General features: G+C 61.6%; 17 protein-coding genes and 1 pseudogene. 12 read left to right on the top strand and 6 right to left on the bottom strand.

What is annotated here, in order from left to right; translation table 11 throughout:
• Window positions 1–8 precede the first annotated feature (8 nt).
• The 3 genes from AC07YV_RS27130 to AC07YV_RS27120 all read left to right on the top strand — a co-directional run bounded on the left by AC07YV_RS27130 (window position 9) and on the right by AC07YV_RS27120 (window position 2,692).
• The gene (locus AC07YV_RS27130; RefSeq protein WP_102702273.1) at window positions 9–365 is read left to right on the top strand and encodes a MerR family transcriptional regulator; all 357 of its coding nucleotides are present in this window, start codon (window positions 9–11) and stop codon (window positions 363–365) included.
• A 19-nt stretch (window positions 366–384) separates the two neighbouring features.
• A complete protein-coding gene (locus AC07YV_RS27125; RefSeq protein ID WP_102702264.1) occupies window positions 385–1,074 on the top strand; it encodes an SDR family oxidoreductase in 690 nt (229 codons plus the stop codon).
• Between the two features lie 259 nt (window positions 1,075–1,333).
• Window positions 1,334–2,692 carry an 8-oxoguanine deaminase gene (locus AC07YV_RS27120; protein ID WP_102702263.1) on the top strand — a complete coding sequence of 453 codons (1,359 nt, stop codon included), beginning with the start codon at window positions 1,334–1,336 and terminating at the stop codon, window positions 2,690–2,692.
• A 138-nt stretch (window positions 2,693–2,830) separates the two neighbouring features.
• Here AC07YV_RS27120 and AC07YV_RS27115 read toward each other — a convergent pair whose 3' ends face one another.
• A complete protein-coding gene (locus AC07YV_RS27115) occupies window positions 2,831–3,919 on the bottom strand; it encodes a calcium:cation antiporter (protein ID WP_102702262.1) in 1,089 nt (362 codons plus the stop codon).
• 278 nt (window positions 3,920–4,197) lie between these two features.
• Here AC07YV_RS27115 and AC07YV_RS27110 point away from each other — a divergent pair, with 278 nt between their 5' ends.
• From AC07YV_RS27110 to AC07YV_RS27100, 3 genes are all read left to right on the top strand, one after another.
• Entirely contained in the window at window positions 4,198–5,280 is a 1,083-nt protein-coding gene (locus AC07YV_RS27110; protein ID WP_102702261.1) for a BMP family ABC transporter substrate-binding protein, read from the top strand.
• Between the two features lie 113 nt (window positions 5,281–5,393).
• Complete coding sequence (locus AC07YV_RS27105) at window positions 5,394–6,359, top strand: isopenicillin N synthase family dioxygenase (RefSeq protein ID WP_102702260.1); 966 nt, start codon at window positions 5,394–5,396, stop codon at window positions 6,357–6,359.
• A gap of 82 nt (window positions 6,360–6,441) precedes the next feature.
• Window positions 6,442–7,395, top strand: a complete 954-nt coding sequence (locus tag AC07YV_RS27100; protein WP_102702259.1) for an adenosine deaminase — start codon at window positions 6,442–6,444, stop codon at window positions 7,393–7,395.
• Between the two features lie 104 nt (window positions 7,396–7,499).
• On the opposite strand, the gene AC07YV_RS27095 is transcribed toward AC07YV_RS27100, so the two are convergent.
• Both AC07YV_RS27095 and vimR read right to left on the bottom strand, forming a co-directional pair.
• Window positions 7,500–8,234 (bottom strand): ArsR/SmtB family transcription factor, encoded by a 735-nt coding sequence (locus AC07YV_RS27095; RefSeq protein WP_102702258.1) that lies wholly within the window; start codon window positions 8,232–8,234, stop codon window positions 7,500–7,502.
• 316 nt (window positions 8,235–8,550) lie between these two features.
• Window positions 8,551–9,480, bottom strand: a complete 930-nt coding sequence (vimR, locus tag AC07YV_RS27090) for a transcription regulator VimR (RefSeq protein ID WP_102702257.1) — start codon at window positions 9,478–9,480, stop codon at window positions 8,551–8,553.
• 125 nt (window positions 9,481–9,605) lie between these two features.
• Between vimR and AC07YV_RS27085 the strand changes: the two genes are divergently transcribed.
• Entirely contained in the window at window positions 9,606–10,619 is a 1,014-nt protein-coding gene (locus tag AC07YV_RS27085; protein WP_102702256.1) for a zinc-binding alcohol dehydrogenase family protein, read from the top strand.
• Window positions 10,620–11,036: 417 nt separating this feature from the next.
• Here the strand turns inward: AC07YV_RS27085 and AC07YV_RS27080 are convergent, their stop codons facing one another.
• Complete coding sequence (locus tag AC07YV_RS27080) at window positions 11,037–12,233, bottom strand: multidrug effflux MFS transporter (RefSeq protein ID WP_102702255.1); 1,197 nt, start codon at window positions 12,231–12,233, stop codon at window positions 11,037–11,039.
• 90 nt (window positions 12,234–12,323) lie between these two features.
• Entirely contained in the window at window positions 12,324–12,521 is a 198-nt protein-coding gene (locus AC07YV_RS27075) for a cation transporter (protein WP_102702254.1), read from the bottom strand.
• A 148-nt stretch (window positions 12,522–12,669) separates the two neighbouring features.
• On the opposite strand from AC07YV_RS27075, the gene AC07YV_RS27070 reads away from it, so the two are divergent.
• The 3 genes from AC07YV_RS27070 (at window position 12,670) to cueR (ending at window position 16,048) form a co-directional block, all read left to right on the top strand.
• Window positions 12,670–13,053, top strand: coding sequence for a hypothetical protein (locus tag AC07YV_RS27070; RefSeq protein ID WP_102702253.1), 384 nt, complete (start codon window positions 12,670–12,672; stop codon window positions 13,051–13,053).
• Window positions 13,054–13,244: 191 nt separating this feature from the next.
• On the top strand, window positions 13,245–15,638 hold the full coding sequence (locus tag AC07YV_RS27065) for a heavy metal translocating P-type ATPase (protein WP_102702252.1): 2,394 nt from the start codon (window positions 13,245–13,247) through the stop codon (window positions 15,636–15,638).
• The gene (cueR, locus tag AC07YV_RS27060) at window positions 15,635–16,048 is read left to right on the top strand and encodes a Cu(I)-responsive transcriptional regulator (RefSeq protein ID WP_102702251.1); all 414 of its coding nucleotides are present in this window, start codon (window positions 15,635–15,637) and stop codon (window positions 16,046–16,048) included. The genes AC07YV_RS27065 and cueR overlap by 4 nt, the downstream gene beginning before the upstream one ends.
• 183 nt (window positions 16,049–16,231) lie before the next feature.
• Here the strand turns inward: cueR and AC07YV_RS27055 are convergent, their stop codons facing one another.
• A complete protein-coding gene (locus tag AC07YV_RS27055; RefSeq protein WP_102702250.1) occupies window positions 16,232–17,125 on the bottom strand; it encodes a PA4780 family RIO1-like protein kinase in 894 nt (297 codons plus the stop codon).
• A 344-nt stretch (window positions 17,126–17,469) separates the two neighbouring features.
• Between AC07YV_RS27055 and AC07YV_RS27050 the strand changes: the two are divergent.
• Both AC07YV_RS27050 and AC07YV_RS27045 read left to right on the top strand, forming a co-directional pair.
• Window positions 17,470–18,660, top strand: a pseudogene (locus tag AC07YV_RS27050) (cache domain-containing protein); the annotation flags it as partial.
• A 90-nt stretch (window positions 18,661–18,750) separates the two neighbouring features.
• Window positions 18,751–19,518: a methyl-accepting chemotaxis protein gene (locus AC07YV_RS27045; protein ID WP_371319548.1), complete on the top strand. Its 768-nt coding sequence runs from the start codon at window positions 18,751–18,753 to the stop codon at window positions 19,516–19,518.
• Window positions 19,519–19,621 lie beyond the last annotated feature (103 nt).

The raw sequence follows: 19,621 nt of genomic DNA, 5'->3' as shown, positions 1-19,621 counted from the left end.
ACGTCATGATGCGCATCGGTGAATTAGCCCAGGCCAGCGCCGTCAGCCGCGACACGCTGCGCTTCTACGAGCAGCGCGGATTGATCGCGGCGCAACGCAGCGCCAACGGGTATCGCGACTATCCGCCAGACATGGTGCAACTGGTGCAGTACATCAAGACCGCTCAACGGCTGGGTTTTACCCTCGGCGAGATCGGCAACAGCGTCGCGGCAATCTGGCAGTCACCCGACCCGGACAGCGCCGTCACGCAACTGCTGCAAGACAAACTCAAACTGATCGAAGCCCGCATGGCCGAACTCGGCGCGCTACGCGAAGAGTTGCAACAACGGCTCGGGCAACAGTGTCCATTGAATCCACGATCCTGAACTTTCAAGGAAGCCACTCATGTCCAAGGCAAAAACCGCACTCATCATCGGCGCCTCCCGGGGGCTTGGCCTCGGGCTGGTGAAAACCCTGCTGGCCGATGGCTGGCAAGTCACCGCCACCGTGCGCGATCCGCAAAAAGCCGAGGCCTTGCAGGCCCTGGGCAAGGTGCGGATCGAACAGCTCGACATGGACGATCAGCCAGCAGTGTCCGCCCTGAGCCAACAACTCAAGGGTGAGGTGTTTGACCTGTTGTTCGTCAATGCCGGGGTCAAGGGGCCGGATGTCCAGACGCCGAACGGTGGCGCGACAATGGCCGACGTCGGCCAGCTGTTTTTCACCAACGCCGTGGCGCCGATCAACCTGGCCCAGCGTTTTGTCGAACAACTGCGCCCGGACAGCGGCGTGCTGGCGTTCATGAGCTCCGTGCTGGGCAGCGTGACCATGCCCGATGCACCGGAGCTGGCGCTGTACAAGGCCAGCAAGGCGGCACTGAATTCCATGACCAACAGCTTCGTCACTCAGTTGGGCGATACAACGCTCACTGTACTGTCGCTGCACCCGGGCTGGGTGAAGACCGACATGGGTGGTGAAGGTGCGGATATCGACGTTGAGACCAGCACCCGTGGCCTGGTTGATCAGGTGAATGCGTATGTCGGCAAGGGCGGGCATCACTTCATCAATTACCGGGGTGAGACCATTCCCTGGTAATCACTGCCAACACACTACCCTGTGGGAGCGGGCTTGCCCGCGATGACGGCGGCACAACCAACAACGATTTGACTGACACACCGCTATCGCGAGCAAGCTCGCTCCCACAGGGGTTTTTGTTGTCCTGTCGGGCCGGGCTTGCCCATAACGGCATTTTGATCGAAACTGCCCACCTCGCCTCCCCGGCGAACCTGGATCAGCAGACAGGGCAACACTGAGCTGGCAACCCTGAACCCAACTTTCAGAGGAGCCGGCCAACATGCCTGCGACCCGTACCTGGTTAAAAAATCCCCTCGCCATTTTCACCTCCAACGGTCTCGATGCCCGTGGCGGCCTGGTGCTGCAAGACGGTTTGATCGTCGAAGTGCTCGGCGCAGGCCAGCAACCTTCCGCGCCGTGCAATGAAGTGTTCGATGCCCGCGAGCATGTGATCCTGCCGGGCCTGATCAACACCCATCACCACTTCTATCAAACCCTGACCCGCGCCTGGGCGCCGGTGGTCAATCAGCCGCTGTTCCCGTGGCTGAAAACCCTGTACCCGGTTTGGGCACGCCTGACCCCGGAAAAACTCGCCCTCGCCACCAAGGTCGCACTGGCCGAATTGCTGCTGTCCGGCTGCACCACCGCCGCCGACCATCACTACCTGTTTCCGGAAGGTCTGGAAAATGCCATCGACGTGCAAGTCGAGAGCGTTCGCGAACTGGGCATGCGCGCCATGCTCACCCGCGGCTCCATGAGCCTCGGTGAAAAGGACGGTGGCCTGCCGCCGCAACAGACCGTGCAGGAAGGCGAAGTGATCCTCGCCGACAGCCAGCGGCTGATCGCCGAGTACCACGAACGCGGTGACGGCGCGCAAATCCAGATCGCCCTGGCACCGTGCTCACCGTTCTCGGTGACCCCGGAAATCATGTCGGCCAGTGCCGAACTGGCGAACCAACTCGACGTGCGCCTGCACACCCACCTGGCAGAAACCCTCGACGAAGAAGATTTCTGCCTGCAACGCTTCGGCCTGCGTACCGTGGACTATCTGGACAGCGTCGGCTGGCTCGGCCCGCGTACCTGGCTGGCCCATGGCATCCACTTCAACCCGGACGAGATCGCCCGCCTCGGCGCCGCCGGGACCGGTATATGCCATTGCCCGAGTTCGAACATGCGCCTGGCCTCGGGCATCTGCCCGAGCATCGAATTGACTGACGCCGGCGCCCTGCTGGGGCTGGGCGTGGACGGTTCGGCCTCCAACGATGCCTCGAACATGATGCTCGAAGCGCGCCAGGCCCTGTACATCCAGCGCCTGCGCTACGGCGCCGAGAAGATCACCCCGGAACGCGTGCTCGGCTGGGCGACCAAAGGCTCGGCCAGTCTGTTGGGCCGTACCGATATCGGTGAACTGGCCGTTGGCAAGCAGGCCGACCTGGCGCTGTTCAAGCTGGATGAACTGCGCTTCTCCGGTAGCCATGATCCGGTCTCGGCCCTGCTGCTGTGCGGCGCCGATCGCGCGGATCGGGTGATGGTCGGCGGCAAGTGGCGGGTGATTGACGGGCAGGTCGAGGGGCTGGACCTGAAGGGCTTGATTGCCGATCACAGCCAGGCGGCGCGACAGTTGATTGCAGGGACCTGACACAACACCGATTAACACTGTGGGAGCGGGCTTGCTCGCGAAGGCGGAGTGTCAGTCACATGAGTATTGACTGGTACGACGCCTTCGTCGGAACGCCGCCCGGAGCAAGCCCGCTCCCACATTGGTTTTGCGGTGCTCTTAGAGTCCCAGCAGCGACAACATGATAAACGTCGCAAACAACACAAAATGCGTCATGCCTTCGATGGCGTTGGTTTCGCCGTCATTGAGATTGATCGCGCTGACGATCAGGGTGAGAAACACCATCACGGTCTGCACCGGGGTCATGGCCATCTGGAATGGCTGGCCGGTATAGAGCGCCATCGCCTCCATCACCGGCACCGTCAGGATCACCGTCGACAGTGACGCGCCCATGGCGATGTTGACCACCGACTGCATGCGGTTGGCCAATGCCGCGCGCAACGCGGTCAAGATCTCCGGCGCCGCAGAGATCGCCGCCACCAGGATCGCCGTAATCACCGGCGGTGCCCCCGTCCCTTCCAGCCCCAGATCGAGGGTACTGGACATCACTTCGGCCAGTGCACCAATCACCACCACCCCGAACACCAAGATGCCGATACTCAGCACCAGATTGACCGGCTGCGGCTCCGCGCCGGGCTCCTTCCGGCGACGCTTGTCCGGGTAGCTGTAGCTGAAAAAATAACTGTGCGGCCCGACCTGCATGCGCAGGAACAAGGCATAGAGCACCACCATCGTGCCGATGGTAAAGGCCGAATAGAGCTTCCATCGCGCTTCGGGAATGAACTCCGGCACCACCATCGAGACCCCCATGGCGGTGAGAATCATCACGCTGTAACTGCGCGCCGAATCGTCGTTATAGGACTGTTCGCCATGCTTGAGCCCGCCCATCAACGCCGCGAGGCCCAGGATGCCATTGATGTCGAGCATCACCGCCGAGTAGATCGTATCGCGCACCAGCGTGGCCGAGGCTTCGTTGCTCATCATGATCGCCAGGATCACCACTTCCACCAGCACGGCGGCCAGGGTCAGGATCATCGTGCCGTAGGGATCACCGACCTTCTCCGCCAGCAATTCGGCCTGATGGGCAACGCGCATGGAGGCGGCGACGATGAAGGCGATCAGCACCAACCCGCTGATCAATGCGATGACCTGGCCGCTGTGCAGCATCCATTGCTCCAGCGGATAGGCCACACATGCGGCGATCAACGCCAACAGCAGGAAACCTTCTTGCTTGAGGGTGGTGAGCATGGCGGGCCTTTTTGCCGAGTGGTGCCGATGAGCTACTGACTGCGGGGTGGCGTTAACGTTTCGTTTTACCTTAGCGCACCAGTGGATGGCGTGAGTTTGGTCAGATGCACCGCGTTGGTTCTGGTGTTGAAAAAGATCGCAGCCTTCGGCAGCTCCTACAGAGCTACGCGAAGCCATGCAGGAGCTGCCGAAGGCTGCGATCTTTTGGTTTTGTTGTCCGGTTGGTCAGCCATTTGCATTGCCCCTGCCAACCACAGAACAAAATGGAGCTCCAGTTCATGCACAACCGTCCGTTGAAGAAGCTGCTTTGCGCCGTTACCGCCGCCATCGGCCTGGGCGCCAGCCTGAGTGCCAGCGCCAACGACCCGCTGAAAGTCGGCTTCGTTTACATCGGCCCGATCGGCGACCACGGCTGGACGTATCAGCATGAACAGGGACGCAAGGAGCTCGTGGAAAAATTCGGCCCGCAGATCACCACCAACTACGTGGAGAACGTCGCCGAAGGGGCCGACGCCGAGCGGGTGATCCGCAACATGGCCAAGGACAAATACGACCTGATCTTCACCACGTCCTTCGGCTACATGAACCCGACCGTGAAAGTCGCCAAGCAGTTTCCCCAGGTGACCTTCGAGCACGCCACCGGCTACAAGCAGGACAAGAACCTCGGCACCTACCTGGCGCGCACCTATGAAGGTCGCTACGTCGGCGGCTTCCTCGCGGCGAAGATGACCAAAACCAGGAAGATCGGCTACGTCGCCTCGTTCCCGATCCCGGAGGTGATCCGCGACATCAACGCCATCCAGCTGGCCCTGAACAAGTACAACCCTGGCACTGAGATCAAGGTGGTGTGGGTCAACTCCTGGTTCGATCCGGGCAAGGAAGCGGATGCCGCCAACGCGCTGATCGACCAGGGCGTGGACGTGGTGTTCCAGCACACCGACAGCCCGGCGCCCATCCAGGCCGCTGAACGTCGCGGCGTGTATGCGGTGGGCTACGCTTCGGACATGGCGCACTTCGGGCCGAAGGCGGTGCTGACCTCCATCGTCAACGACTGGGGTCCGCACTACATTCAGGCGGCCCAAAGCCTGATCGACCATGACTGGAAGTCCCAGGATTACTGGGGCGGCTTGAAAGAGGGCACGGTTGAGCTGCCGATCAGCGACCTGGTGCCGGCAGCGGTGAAAAGTGAAGCCGAACAGCTCATCGCCAATATCAAGAGCGGTACGCTGCAGCCGTTCACCGGGCCGATCAAGGATCAGGCCGGCGTCGAAAAAATCCCGGCGGGCGTGAGCGCGACCACGGCGGAACTGGCGTCGATGAATTACTACGTGGAAGGCATGAAGGCCGAAATACCGAAGTAACCCACATCCCCTGTAGGAGCTGCCGCAGGCTGCGATCTTTTGATCTTGCTTTTAAAAGATCGCAGCCTGCGGCAGCTCCTACATTGGAAATTCAGCGTTTTCAAGGACTGCGCATGAACCACCTTCCCATCATCGACATCGCCCCGCTCTACAACGACGACCAGAACGCCTGGCCAGCCGTGGCCGCACACATCGACCACGCCTGCCGCGAGTGGGGGTTCTTCTACATCAAGGGCCATCCCATCAGCGCCGCGCGCATCGACGCCCTGCTCGACCACGCCAAACGCTTCTTCGCCCAACCCACCGCCGAAAAACTCAAGATCGACATCACCCAGAGCCGTCACCATCGCGGCTACGGCGCCATCGCCACCGAACAGTTGGACCCGAACAAACCCAGCGACCTCAAGGAAACCTTTGACATGGGCCTGCACCTGCCGGCCGGGCACCCTGATGTACTGGCGGAAAAACCCTTGCGTGGCCCCAATCGCCATCCGTCCCTGCCGGGTTGGGAAGCGCTGATGGAGCAACACTACGTCGACATGCAGGCCCTCGCACAAACGCTGTTGCGGGCAATGACCATTGCGCTGGGGATTGAGCGCGATTTCTTCGACACTCGCTTCCATGACCCGGTCAGTGTGTTGCGGATGATCCATTACCCGCCGCGTCACACGGCCAGCTCCATCGAGCAGCAAGGCGCCGGCGCCCATACCGACTACGGCTGCATCACCCTGCTCTATCAGGACGCCGCCGGTGGGTTGCAGGTACGCAACGTCAAAGGCGAATGGATCGACGCGCCCCCCATCGACGGTACGTTCGTGGTCAACCTCGGCGACATGATGGCGCGCTGGAGCAACGACCGTTACCTGTCGACGCCGCACCGGGTGATCAGCCCGCTCGGCGTGGATCGTTATTCGATGCCGTTCTTCGCCGAGCCGCACCCGGATACCCGCATCGAATGCCTGCCCGGTTGTCAGGATGCACTGCACCCGGCGAAATACCCGGCCACCACCTGCGCCGGGTTCCTGCTCTCGCGCTTCGCCGATACCTACGCCTATCGACGGGAACAGGCAGCATTGTGATGAACCGCCTGGTCAGGTTTTACCAATTGTTGCGGCAACCCTCTGTAGAATGGCGACCATTGCACCTGATGAGAAAAGAATCATGTATGACTGGCTGAACGCCCTGCCCAAGGCAGAATTGCACCTGCACCTGGAAGGCTCGCTGGAACCCGAGCTGTTGTTCGCCCTGGCCGAACGCAACAAGATTGCCTTGCCATGGAGCGACGTCGAAACCTTGCGCAAGGCGTATGCCTTCAACAACCTGCAGGAGTTCCTCGACCTGTATTACCGGGGTGCCGATGTGCTGCGCACCTCCCAGGACTTCTATGACCTGACCTGGGCATACCTGCTGCGCTGCAAAGAACAGAACGTGATTCACACCGAACCGTTCTTCGACCCGCAGACCCACACCGACCGTGGCATCCCGTTCGAAGTGGTGCTCAACGGCATCGCCGCCGCGCTGAACGATGGCGAGCAGCAACTGGGTATCACCAGCGGTTTGATCCTGAGCTTCCTGCGCCATCTGAGCGAAGACGAAGCGCAGAAAACCCTCGATCAGGCGCTGCCGTTCCGCGATGCGTTCGTCGCCGTGGGCCTGGACAGCTCCGAGATGGGCCACCCGCCGAGCAAGTTCCAGCGCGTGTTCGACCGTGCCCGTCACGAAGGCTTCCTGACCGTCGCCCACGCCGGTGAAGAAGGCCCGCCCGAGTACATCTGGGAAGCCATCGACCTGCTGAAAATCCAGCGCATCGACCATGGCGTGCGCGCCATCGAAGACGAACGCCTGATGCAGCGGATCATTGACGAGCAGATCCCGCTGACCGTGTGCCCTCTGTCGAACACCAAACTGTGCGTGTTCGATCACATGTCGCAGCACAACATTCTCGACATGCTGGAACGCGGTGTGAAAGTGACCGTGAACTCCGATGACCCGGCGTACTTTGGCGGTTATGTCACGGAGAACTTCCATGCCCTGCACACCCACCTGGGCATGACCCAGGACCAGGCCAGACGCCTGGCGCAGAACAGCCTCGATGCGCGGTTGGTGAAACCCTGAGCAACACCGCAACTCCAACTGCAGGAGCTGGCTTGCCAGCGATGGCGCCCTCTCATTCAACAATGATGGCGAATGTGGCACCGCCATCGCCGGCAAGCCGGCGCCTACAGTGCCATTTCCAGCTCGGTTTCCAGGGCAAAGCGATGAATTTCCCGTTGCCCTGACGCCGTCACCTGCAAGGCTCGGGAATCGTTGGGCAGGCTCAGCCACCCCGACTGCATGAACAGCTGCAACAAGGCCGCACCCAGCGAGCCGCCCATGTGCGGGCGTCTTTCGCTCCAGTCAGGGCACGCGCAGGCAACCCTGCCATTGTGATGGGCCAGCGCCTGGATGAACACTCCCCGTGCCGCCAACTCCGTCGCGCCCTTGAGCGTGACCGTGACCCGCTGATCCGAATGTTCGATCCAGCCCGCTTCCAGCAATCGCTGATACAGGTCGGCGGACAGGGTCCCCCCCAAGTGATCGTCGCACAGCCGGGCACTCAGCAATGACGAGCGCACTGCCCGGGGTTTGACGAGTGGCGCATTGCGCTTGAACACCTCCGGAATATCCTGGGGCGCGCTGGCGAAGGTCGCGCTGGCCAGCGCTTCGATTGCCGCCCCGACCTCGGGGGCAGCCAGGCGGAAGAAACGTTTGCGGCCGCGGCTTTCAACCCTTAACAGACCTCCAGCGGACAAACGCCCCAGGTGTGCACTGGCCGAAGACGGTGACAGGCCCGCCAGCAAAGCCAACTCTTCGGTTGCTCGCGCCGAACCATCCATCAAGGCCCACATCATTGCGCTGCGCTTTGGGTCAGCCAGCAATGTGGCGATCTGGCTGATGCAAGGTGCATGTTCCATGTATTCACTCCCTGTTGAATCGTTTCGTCTTCTGACCAGATACATCTTGACCAGTAATGTGTCGTCGGCCAATCCGTGGAAACGGCCATGAGTCCGGCAACGCCTTGCTCACCCATTAGCGCTGCCTGGCCGATGCCGCGAAGTCCAGAAGGATGACCGTGCTGCCGGGCCGACTCGAACGTGGACCCGCCATTGGGGGATCGACGCTACTTAGATGATGAGGACGCTAGTATATGCGGGTTGGTCGGCGGATCCTGTCCTCCGCCCGGCATAGGTGGTGATAGTTCCTGAGGGAAATTTCTCTTTTTTCGTACGACTAATGATCGATATCCGAAAAGCCCGGAAATTGACTGCTCAACAGGGTGCATCGGCTGACAAGCATTTCGCGCAGCAGGTTCACCGGCTTACTCAATTGAGCGCGATGGGCGCACAACAGATTCAACGGTGCACGCTCGCAGATCAGTTCCGGCATCAGCACCTTCAAGCGGCCGGCCAGTACATCGGCGGCGACATCGAACCAGGATTTGTAGGCGATCCCGGCACCGGCCACGGCCCAAAGGCGAACGACATCGGCATCGTCACTGAAGCGATCGCCGCTGACGGTCAGGCTGACTTCGCGTTTGCCGTCGTGAAAACTCCAGTGATCGTGGACCCTACTGCCGAGCATGTACAACAGGCAATTGTGCTGTGCCAGTTGCTCCAGATGCCGCGGTTCGCCATGGCGAGTCAGATAGTCGGGTGCGGCGCACAACACCCGGCGGTTCTGCGGGGCGATGGGCAGCGCCACCAGGCTGGAGTCCTCCGGTTCACCGTAGCGCAAGGCAATGTCTACCGGCTGGCGGAACAGGTCGGCGATGCGATCCCCCAGCAGCAGGCGTACGGTCAGTTTCGGATGCTCGCGCTGAAACTGGTCAAGCCAGGGCAACAGCAGGTTGCGGCCAAAGTCCGACGGCGCCGACAGTTGCAGAACCCCGCTGACCTGGTCCTGACCGCTGGCCAGTAATCGCCGGCCCTCGTCGAGATTGCCCAAGGCCGCGCGGGCGTATTCGAGAAAGCCCTCGCCCTCGGCGGTCAGGCGCAAGCTGCGGGTCGAACGGGCCAATAGACGGGCACCCAGTTGCTGTTCAATGCGCTTGAGCGCTGCACTGGCCACCGCCGCCGACATGTCCATGCCCCGCGCCGCGGCGGACAGACTGCCCAGGTCCGCCGCCCGGACAAACAACTGCAAGTCATCGAAACGCAGCATCAAGTGCACCGATTATCAAAAAAACATTGAAAGAGACTGCTCTTTTAGCCGGTTTTATCTTCCGGAGAAATAGCCAATCATCTACCCCATCGAATCGCTTCTTTATTAGTGTTCAGGAGTCGTCCATGAAAGCCATTGCCTACTACGCCTCGTTACCGATCAGTGATGACAAAGCCCTGCAAGACATCGAGCTGCCGGAGCCGGTTGCCGGCCCTCGCGACTTGCTGGTGGAAGTCAAAGCCATCTCGGTCAACCCGGTGGACACCAAGGTGCGCCAGAACGTCCAGCCGGAAGGCGGTGCGGCCAAGGTACTGGGCTGGGACGTGGCTGGCGTGGTCAAGGCCGTGGGCACTGAGGTGACGCTGTTCTCGGTCGGCGACAAGGTGTTTTACGCTGGCTCCATCGCCCGTGCGGGCGGTAACAGCGAGTTGCATGTGGTGGACGAACGCATCGTCGGCCACATGCCCAAGACCCTGGGTTTCGCCGAGGCCGCCGCCCTGCCGCTGACCGCGATCACGGCGTGGGAACTGTTGTTCGAACGCCTGCAAGTGCGCGAAGGCAAAACCGACGAAGGCCAGAGCCTGTTGATCGTCGGCGCGGCAGGTGGCGTGGGCTCGATTCTCACGCAGCTGGCTCACCAGCTGACGGCCCTGAAAGTCATAGGTACCGCTTCGCGTGCGCAAACCCAAAGCTGGGTGAAAGAGCTGGGTGCCGATCTGGTGATCGACCATGGCCAGCCACTGAGCGAAGCACTCAAGAAGGCCGGTGTGGATCAGGTCACCCACGTCGCCAGCCTGACCCAGACCGACCAGCACCTGGACCAACTGGTCGAGGCATTGGCGCCCCAAGGCAAGCTGGCACTGATCGATGACCCCAAGTCGCTGGACGTGACCAAGCTCAAGCGCAAGAGCCTGTCACTGCACTGGGAGTTCATGTACACCCGCTCACTGTTTGAAACCGCGGACATGATCGAGCAGCACAACCTGCTCAATCGCGTCGCCTGGCTGATCGATGCCGGGACACTGAAAACCACGGTGGGCGAACACTTCGGCACGATCAATGCGGCCAATTTACGCCGTGCCCATGCCCTGCTGGAAAGCGGCAAGGCCAAGGGCAAGATTGTGCTGGAAGGGTTTTGAAGCGCTGGAAAAAACCTTTCCGACTTCATCGTTTCTGCGTTTTTTCGTCTGCGACCGGAACGTCCCGGTCGCAGACAAACGCTGTGGACGCCCTCGAAAAGTCGTGTTTTTTTTAGTTACAAACCGTCAGTCCGACAGTTGATCCTTGTCACAATGATGCTCGTATTCAGGACTACAATCGAATCTCCTGCGAGGCAGTCTTTTGCGTAACGTCTTTTACGAGAGGTGATCCGCTGTGAAGATCCTGATAAAAGAATTGGCAAAATCCCAGTGGCAAGTCCGCTTAGACCAGCATGCGGTGACGTTCCGCAGCGAAGCAGAAGCTCGCGCTTTCACGCGTACCCTCGAAGCCCGCATCCAGGCCCCTCACCAGATCCCCATCCTCCACCCGCAGCGTGCTGCCGGCTGATTCCGGCCTCAAACCTGGGCTTGCGCCAGCGCCCGGGCATTTTGCAAACGCCGGGTGAGCACCGCAGCGCTCACCACCAGAATTCCGCACAGGCTGATGACCATGGCCATCGGCACGGCGCTGCCATCGTGCAAAACGCCCACCAGTGCGGAGGCACCGGCCGCCACGCTGAACTGCAGGCAACCGAGCAGCGCCGACGCGCTGCCGGCCCGTGCGCCCTGCCCGCTCATCGCGCAGGCAGCGGCGTTGGGGCTGATGCAACCGAGGCTGGAAATACAGATGAACAATGGAATCAGCAGCGGCCACAGCTGGGTCGTGTGCAGAGCGCTGACAGCGAGCAGGGTCAGACCGGCCGCGAGATAAACCCACACCGCGCGCGCCAGCAAGAACGTCGGGCCACGTTTGGCCAGCAGCCGCGCGTTGACCTGCGCCACCAGAATGAAGCCCGCCGCATTGGTGCCGAACAACCAGCCGAAATGCTCGGCCGGAACGCCGTAGAGCTTGATGATGATGAAGGGTGAACCGGCGATGTAGGCAAACATCCCGGCAATGGCGATGCCCCCGGTCAAGGCGTGGCCAAGAAATATCGGGTCGGCCAGCAACCGACCGTACTGACGCAGCGCACCCGACAACGGTTGGCGCGGTATGTGGGCCGGCAAGCTTTCCGGCAATCCCGTGGCCACCGCCAGCCCCGCCAACGCACTGAACCCGGTCAAGGCCAGGAAAATCGACTGCCAGCCTGTGGTGTTGACCAGCAACCCACCCAGCAAGGGCGCGAGGATAGGCGCGAGCCCCATCACCAGCATCAACTGTGAAAAGACTTTCGCCGAGCCCACCGCATCGCATTTGTCGCTGACCACCGCCCGGGAAATCACCATGCCCGCGCAGCCACCCAATGCCTGGACGAAACGTGCACCGATCAGCCACTCCAGATTCGGCGCATAGGCGCACGCCACCGAGGCAGCGGTGAACAGGCCGACACCGGTGAGCAACGGAATGCGTCGCCCGAAACGATCCGCCACCGGGCCATAGGCCAACTGACCGATGGACAAGCCGAGGAAGTAGGCCGCCAACGTCATCTGGACGTGATTTTCGTCAGTCCCGAAAGCCAGCGCCATGGCCGGGAAGGCCGGCAGGTAGAAATCGATCGCCAGCGGACCGAAGGCGCTCAAGGCGCCGAGAATCAGAATGGTACGGAAGTTCATCAGGCATCCAGTGAGGCAGGGGTCGGCAGCCCGACAGTCTAGCCGCGCATGGACGCCTTGAACATTCCGGTAGCTCGCTAACTATCAAAATCAGGCCAGTTTGATGCCATACCCCTCTTCGCTGATCGCCTCGATCACTTGCTGGGCAGTCAGCGCACTTTCGACACCGACTTCTTTAGCCGCCAGATCGACCCGCACACTGGCTGCCGGGTCCTTGGCCTGCACGGCCTGAGTGATGGCCTTGACGCAGTGGCCACAAGACATGCCTTCAACGTTGAACACTTGCATGGGATGACTCCGTTTCCGAGGGTTGAGTCCAGTTTCGAGCTTGCCACCATGGCAAGGTCAAGTTCTGAAGTTAGCTGCCGGGCTGGCAATCGGCGCTACGCTCGGCCAAGCTGCGTCCATCAATGACTCGAACTCAGGAGATTCAGCCATGCGCTGGTCAGTTTTCAGCCTGTTTGGCTTTCTCAGCCTTTTCGCCGCCGTGCCTTCGGTCAATGCTGCCGGTCAGGATTATGGCGTGCTGATCATTTCCCGCGAGCGCCTGGAAGTCGCGACCAGCTGCGAGATCGGTGTGTATATCCAGGATCAATTGGCAGCACGGCTGTTTCAGGAGCAGAGCACCTCGTTCAACCTGCCGCCCGGCATCGTCTCGCTGCGCCTCAAGTTACTCCCGGGGCAGATGCCGGGTTGCAATCCGGGCATGCTCGCGCCGGGGTCGCAGGACATCCAGCTCAAGGCCGGCGATGTCCTCAAGTACCGGATCGCGATGACACAGGAAGGGATGTACCTCAAGCGCGCCGGACTCGGCTACTGACCCACAACCCTTGTGGGAGCGAGCTTGCTCGCGAAAGCGGTGTGTCATGCAACATTGATGTCGACTGACACGACGCCTTCGCGAGCAAGCCCGCTCCCACATTCAATCAGTGGCACGTCTAAGATTGACACTTGACCTTGCCAGCATGGCAAGGTTGATCCTGTGGTCATCTACTACAGGGAGTGCGACCGATGTCCGAATCCACCACGTTCGACCTGCCGATTGCCGGCATGACCTGCGCCAGTTGCGCCGGGCGTGTCGAGCGCGCCTTGAGCAAAGTCATTGGCGCCAGTGCCGTCAGCGTCAACCTCGCCACTGAACAGGCTCGGGTCCAGGCACCCAGCGACAGCCTGCCGGCCCTGATGGATGCCGTGGCCAAGGCCGGCTACAGCGTGCCGCAGCAAAGCCTGGAGCTGAGCATCGACGGCATGACTTGCGCATCCTGCGTCGGTCGGGTCGAGCGGGCGCTGGGCAAGGTGGCCGGCGTGAAAAGCGTCAGCGTCAACCTGGCCAATGAACGCGCCCACCTTGAACTGCTCGGCCAGGTCGATCCGCAAACCCTGATCGCGGCCGTGACCAAGGCCGGTTACGCCGCCAGCGTATGGGAAGCCGAACACCCGCCGACCGACAATCAACAACAGCGCCTGCATCGCGAACGCCTGGCCTTGATCATGGCCATCGCCCTCGCCTTGCCGCTGGTCTTGCCGATGCTGCTGCAACCGTTCGGCGTGCACTGGATGCTCCCGGCCTGGGCGCAATTCGCCTTGGCCACGCCGGTGCAATTCATCTTCGGCGCACGGTTTTACATCGCTGCCTGGAAAGCCGTACGCGCCGGGGCCGGCAACATGGATTTGCTGGTGGCCCTGGGCACCAGCGCCGGTTATGGCTTGAGTGTGTATGAATGGGCCACCGCCGCCGGGCGCATGCCGCACCTGTATTTCGAAGCCTCGGCGGTGGTGATTGCCCTGGTATTGCTGGGCAAGTACCTGGAAAGCCGTGCCAAGCGCCAGACCGCCAGCGCCATCCGCGCCCTCGAGGCCTTGCGCCCGGAACGGGCGATTCAGGTGCTCGATGGCCGCGAGCAGGAAGTCGCCATCAGCGCCCTGCGCCTCAATGACCTGGTGATGGTCAAACCCGGCGAACGTTTCCCGGTCGATGGCGAAGTGGTCGAAGGCCAGAGCCACGCCGACGAAGCCCTGATCAGTGGCGAGAGCCTGCCGGTGCCCAAACAGCCCGGCGATAAAGTCACGGGCGGCGCGATCAACGGTGAAGGCCGGTTGCTGGTGCGTACCCAGGCCCTCGGTGCGGAAACCGTACTGGCCCGGATCATCCGCCTGGTGGAAGACGCCCAGGCCGCAAAGGCGCCGATCCAGAAACTGGTGGATAAAGTCAGCCAGGTATTCGTGCCCACCGTGCTGGTGATTGCCTTGGCGACTTTGATCGGGTGGCTGCTGTATGGCGCGCCGATGGAAACCGCGCTGATCAACGCCGTGGCGGTGCTGGTGATCGCCTGCCCTTGCGCACTGGGCCTGGCGACGCCGACGGCGATCATGGCCGGCACCGGCGTGGCGGCACGCTACGGGATTCTGATCAAGGACGCTGAAGCCCTGGAGCGTGCCCATGAGGTCAGCGCGGTGGTATTCGACAAGACCGGCACCCTGACCTCCGGCGCCCCGCGCATTGCTCATCTGAGTGCCATCGACGGCAATGAAGCGAGCCTGCTGCAACGGGCCGGCGCCCTGCAACGCGGCAGTGAGCATCCGCTGGCCAAGGCTGTTCTGGATGCCTGTGCCGAACGCCACTTGAAGGTGGCCGACGTCAGCGACAGCCAGTCCCTGACCGGCCGCGGCATTGCCGGCACACTGGAGGGGCGTCGCCTGGCCCTGGGCAATCGTCGCCTGCTGGAGGACAGTGGCTTGAGCGCCGGACCGTTGGCAGACTCGGCGATCGCGTGGGAACAAGAAGGCCGGACCTTGTCCTGGCTGATCGAACAGTCCCCCGATCCCCAGGTGCTGGGCCTGTTCGCCTTCGGTGACACCCTCAAACCCGGCGCGCTGCAAGCGGTGCAGCAACTGAGCGCACGGAACATCAGCAGCCACCTGCTGACCGGCGACAATCGCGGTAGCGCCAAGGTGGTGGCCGAGGCGTTGGGCATCCAGGACGTGCATGCCGAAGTGTTGCCGGCGGACAAAGCCGCGACGGTCGCCGCACTGAAAGAAACCGGCGTGGTGGCGATGGTCGGCGACGGCATCAATGACGCCCCGGCACTGGCCGCCGCCGACATCGGCATCGCCATGGGTGGCGGCACCGACGTCGCCATGCACGCGGCCGGCATCACCCTGATGCGTGGCGATCCGCGGCTGGTACCGGCCGCATTGGAGATCAGTCGCAAGACCTACGCCAAGATTAGGCAGAACCTGTTCTGGGCTTTTGTCTACAACCTGATCGGCATTCCGCTGGCGGTGTTTGGCGTGCTCAACCCAGTGCTGGCCGGTGCGGCCATGGCCTTGTCGAGCGTCAGCGTGGTAAGCAATGCGCTACTGTTGAAAACCTGGAAACCCAAGGATCTGGAGGACAACCGATGAACATCGGCCAAGCGGCCCGCCACAGCGGCCTGAGCGCAAAGATGATCCGTTATTACGAATCCATCGGCCTGCTCAAGGCGGCCCATCGCACCGACAGCGGTTATCGGGTGTATGGCGATGACGACCTGCACACGCTGGCGTTCATCAAGCGCTCGCGGGACCTGGGGTTTTCCCTGGAGGAAGTCGGCAAGTTGCTGACCCTCTGGCAAGACCGCCAGCGCGCCAGCGCCGATGTGAAGGCTTTGGCCCGTCAGCATATCGATGAGCTGAACCGGAAGATCCGTGAACTGGGGCAATTGCGCGATACGTTGCAGGATCTGGTTGAGCACTGCCATGGCGATCATCGGCCGGATTGCCCGATCCTGAAAAACCTTGAGTCGGGGTGTTGTGCCACTCCGACCCGAGCGTGATTGCAAGGCACCGCAAAACCCTGTGGGAGCGAGCTTGCTCGCGATAGCGGTGTATCTGATACATCAATACTGGATGTGCGGACGTCATCGCGAGCAAGCTCGCTCCCACAGGTATGGTGTCTGTCACATTGAATCTGTAACCCATAAAAAAACCCGGCCGAAGCCGGGTTTTTCTTTAGCCGATCACTGCATCCACGGTGGAGGCGGCTCTTCGGTCTTGCCCGGCGGTGCATCGTCCGCCGCGCGTGCCGCTTGCTTGCGCTCTTCATCCAGGCGCGCAGCCTCGATTTCGCGCATGATGCCGCCCACGTCGGCCAGATCTTCCGATTCGGCGAATTCGCCGGTCAGGACGCTGGCCGGGTGCAAGGTGCCGGCCTCGTACAAGGCCCACATTTCCTTGGCGTACTTGGTCTTCTTCAATTCCGGCGCAAACCGCCCGAAGTAGGAGGCCATGTTGCCCACGTCACGCTCCAGCATGCTGAATGCGTGGTTGTTGCCCGCCGCATCCACCGCTTGAGGCAGGTCGATGATCACCGGGCCGGTCGGCGTCAGCAGCACGTTGAACTCGGACAGGTCGCCGTGCACCAGACCGGTACACAGCATCAGCACGATCTGCGAAATCAGGAACGCGTGATATTCCCGTGCCTGGTCCGGTTCCAGCACCACATCGTTCAGGCGCGGCGCGGCATCACCGTACTCGTCGGCCACCAGCTCCATGAGCAGCACGCCTTCGAGGAAGTCGAACGGCTTGGGCACCCGCACACCGGCATTGGCCAGACGGAACAGTGCCGCCACTTCAGCGTTCTGCCAGGCGTCTTCGGTTTCCTTGCGGCCAAACTTGGAGCCCTTGGCCATCGCCCGGGCCTGACGGCTGTTGCGCACCTTGCGGCCTTCCTGATACTCGGCCGCCTGACGGAAACTGCGTTTATTCGCCTCCTTGTAGACTTTCGCGCAACGTAACTGGTTACCGCAGCGCACCACGTAAACAGCTGCTTCTTTACCACTCATGAGTGGGCGCAGCACCTCGTCGACCAGACCGTCCTCGATCAGGGGTTCAATGCGTTTTGGAGTCTTCATCAGCTTTTATTGTGGGTCCTTTATTACCAAACACGCGAAAGTCATTCGTTATACGGCAATCCACTCACGGGGGGGAGGGGTTGCCGACTTATGAACATTGAACAAGCACACAATGTGCCGATTTCAACGGGTATAACCGACGACCGCCACGGGTCGTTCCGGATCATAGCCGAGCCTGCGTCACTTGTTGTGCAAGGACATTGAAGGCAATTGCGACAGAAGCTGACACCACTTCTCAGGCCTTCCGTAGGATTTTTCCCAACAGGCCTCAATTTCCTCCGACAACAGCCGAAGTCCTTAGTGACAAAGTGATTTGTCCGACAATCGCTGCCACAACAAAAGCGATGCCGCACTCAAGGACCCGGGTTGACCAAGAACGATTACGGCTGCCAATAAACCGCGAGTCATCTGCACTGCGTGGGCCTACAAGAAAATCTGGAGCGCGGATGAACATCAAACAGAAGTTGACCTGGGCGTTTGCAATCATCGCCTGCCTGCCCGTGGTGCTGGTCGCCACCCTCGTTGTGCTGAACCTGCGCAGTGATGCCAGAGACGAATTTATCGACGGCAGTGCCCGAGAGATTCGTCAGGTCAGCAACGCCATGCAATTGTTCTTTGACGGCATCAGCCAGAACGTCGATTACCTGGCCAAGCAGCCGCTGATCCGAAACTCCGACGACAGCCTCAAGACTTACATGGCTGCCAACGCCGAGAGCGTTCCCCAGGGCGAGATGGACAAGAAAGTCTTCACCCTGCTCCAGGACCTGGGCAACAGCCACCCGTCCTACGCCTATGCCATCCTCGGCACGGCGGCGGGCGGCTACGTGTCGTGGCCGGATGATCCGAAGCTGAACAACTACGACCCGCGCCAGCGTCCCTGGTACAAGGCCGCCCAGGCCAAACCGGGCAAGCCGTTCCGCACCGAGGCCTACTACTGGGCCCAGGACGACGCGACCTACGTCAGCACCGTGCGCACCATCGACAACAAGCTGGGCACCAACGGCGGCGTGGTCAGCATCGACGTGACGCTCAAGCAGCTCACCGAAATCGTCAAACAGATCAAGCTCGGTGAAACCGGCTACCTGATGCTGCTGGAAAACACCGGCACGGTCCTGGTGGATCCGAAACAACCGGAACACAACTTCAAACCGCTGAACAGCCTGGGCGAGGGCTACGCGCAACTGGCCAAGGCCGGCAAGGGCCTGGTGGAAGTGGAGTTGAACGGCGAGCGCTACATGGCCAACGTCTGGCCGTCGGAGCAACTGGGCTGGACCTTCATCGGCCTGATCAAACAGAACGACGTGATGAGCTCCGCGACCCAGTTGACCTGGTTGATCGCCATCATCGCCGCCGTCCTGGCCGTCATCTTCGCCATCGTCGGCGCCAGTTTTGCCAGCCTCATCGTGCGTCCGATCCGCAGTGTGGCCAGCGGTCTGGAAGGCATCGCCCAGGGCGAAGGCGACCTGACCCAGAACCTGCAAATCCGTGGCAACGACGAAACCGCGCAACTGGCCAACTGGTTCAACCAGTTCCTGACCGCGATTCGCAACCTGATCCAGAACATCGGCGGCGCAGCGGGCAAGATCCTCGCCACGTCCAAGAGTTCGACCCAGGTCTCCAGCGACATGGCCGAAGCCGCCGGACGCCAGCGTGAAGCGGTGGACATGGTCTCCACGGCGTTCCACGAAATGGTCGCCACCGCCAACGAAGTCGCACGCTCCTGCAGCCAGGCGGCGGAATCCGCCGACAGTGGCCAGCGCCAGGCGCGCGAAGGTCAGCAACAGATCGATGCGGCGGTGAACAGCGTTGATCGCCTGAGCCAGGAAATCGAACAGTCGGCCCAGTCGATGCAACAGCTGGAGCGCGACAGCAACGACATTCAGTCGATCCTCGGGACCATCCGTTCGATCGCCGAACAGACCAACCTGTTGGCCCTGAACGCCGCGATCGAAGCGGCACGGGCCGGTGAACAGGGACGCGGCTTTGCCGTGGTGGCCGACGAAGTGCGGGCCCTGGCCAAGCGCACGGCCGACTCCACGGCGGAAATCGACGGGCTGCTGGGCAACCTGGCCAAACGAACCAGCCAGGTGACCCAACAGATGCACGCCAGCCTGGAAGTGTCCCAGCAATCGGTGACGCGCATCGGTGAGGCGCGCAACAGCTTCGGGCAGATTCGCGAGTCGGTTGACGTGATCCGCGACATGAACACCCAGATCGCCACGGCGGCGGAACAACAGCATCAAGTAGCCGAAGACATCAACCGGCACATCAGTCAGATCCATGGCGATGCGCAACTGGTGGCGGAACTGGCCAACTCGGCACGCCTGGACTCCCAGAGCCTGGCCGGGCTGTCGAACGAGCTGGACGGGCTGGTGCGCAGGTTCCGCACCTGATCAGCCGGCACACCCCCAAACCCTGTGGGAGCGAGCTTGCTCGCGATGGCGGTATATCAGGCAACATAGATGTTGAAGCTGATGGCCTCATCGCGAGCAAGCT

It is taken from the genome of Pseudomonas sp. GW456-E7 (assembly GCF_059424105.1).
Note: the sequence above shows the minus strand (reverse complement) of the source record. Positions and strands in the feature narration are given on the sequence as shown.

What these genes read in the sequence shown, in the direction of transcription:
- AC07YV_RS27065 (WP_102702252.1), top strand. Translation starts at nt 13,245, where the DNA reads ATGTCCGAATCCACCACGTTCGACCTGCCGATTGCCGGCATGACCTGC.
- AC07YV_RS27080 (WP_102702255.1), bottom strand. Translation starts at nt 12,233, where the DNA reads ATGAACTTCCGTACCATTCTGATTCTCGGCGCCTTGAGCGCCTTCGGT.
- AC07YV_RS27120 (WP_102702263.1), top strand. Translation starts at nt 1,334, where the DNA reads ATGCCTGCGACCCGTACCTGGTTAAAAAATCCCCTCGCCATTTTCACC.
- vimR (WP_102702257.1), bottom strand. Translation starts at nt 9,480, where the DNA reads ATGCTGCGTTTCGATGACTTGCAGTTGTTTGTCCGGGCGGCGGACCTG.
- AC07YV_RS27095 (WP_102702258.1), bottom strand. Translation starts at nt 8,234, where the DNA reads ATGGAACATGCACCTTGCATCAGCCAGATCGCCACATTGCTGGCTGAC.
- AC07YV_RS27115 (WP_102702262.1), bottom strand. Translation starts at nt 3,919, where the DNA reads ATGCTCACCACCCTCAAGCAAGAAGGTTTCCTGCTGTTGGCGTTGATC.
- AC07YV_RS27055 (WP_102702250.1), bottom strand. Translation starts at nt 17,125, where the DNA reads ATGAAGACTCCAAAACGCATTGAACCCCTGATCGAGGACGGTCTGGTC.
- AC07YV_RS27085 (WP_102702256.1), top strand. Translation starts at nt 9,606, where the DNA reads ATGAAAGCCATTGCCTACTACGCCTCGTTACCGATCAGTGATGACAAA.
- AC07YV_RS27125 (WP_102702264.1), top strand. Translation starts at nt 385, where the DNA reads ATGTCCAAGGCAAAAACCGCACTCATCATCGGCGCCTCCCGGGGGCTT.
- AC07YV_RS27110 (WP_102702261.1), top strand. Translation starts at nt 4,198, where the DNA reads ATGCACAACCGTCCGTTGAAGAAGCTGCTTTGCGCCGTTACCGCCGCC.
- AC07YV_RS27070 (WP_102702253.1), top strand. Translation starts at nt 12,670, where the DNA reads ATGCGCTGGTCAGTTTTCAGCCTGTTTGGCTTTCTCAGCCTTTTCGCC.
- cueR (WP_102702251.1), top strand. Translation starts at nt 15,635, where the DNA reads ATGAACATCGGCCAAGCGGCCCGCCACAGCGGCCTGAGCGCAAAGATG.
- AC07YV_RS27100 (WP_102702259.1), top strand. Translation starts at nt 6,442, where the DNA reads ATGTATGACTGGCTGAACGCCCTGCCCAAGGCAGAATTGCACCTGCAC.
- AC07YV_RS27045 (WP_371319548.1), top strand. Translation starts at nt 18,751, where the DNA reads ATGGCCGAAGCCGCCGGACGCCAGCGTGAAGCGGTGGACATGGTCTCC.
- AC07YV_RS27105 (WP_102702260.1), top strand. Translation starts at nt 5,394, where the DNA reads ATGAACCACCTTCCCATCATCGACATCGCCCCGCTCTACAACGACGAC.
- AC07YV_RS27130 (WP_102702273.1), top strand. Translation starts at nt 9, where the DNA reads ATGCGCATCGGTGAATTAGCCCAGGCCAGCGCCGTCAGCCGCGACACG.
- AC07YV_RS27075 (WP_102702254.1), bottom strand. Translation starts at nt 12,521, where the DNA reads ATGCAAGTGTTCAACGTTGAAGGCATGTCTTGTGGCCACTGCGTCAAG.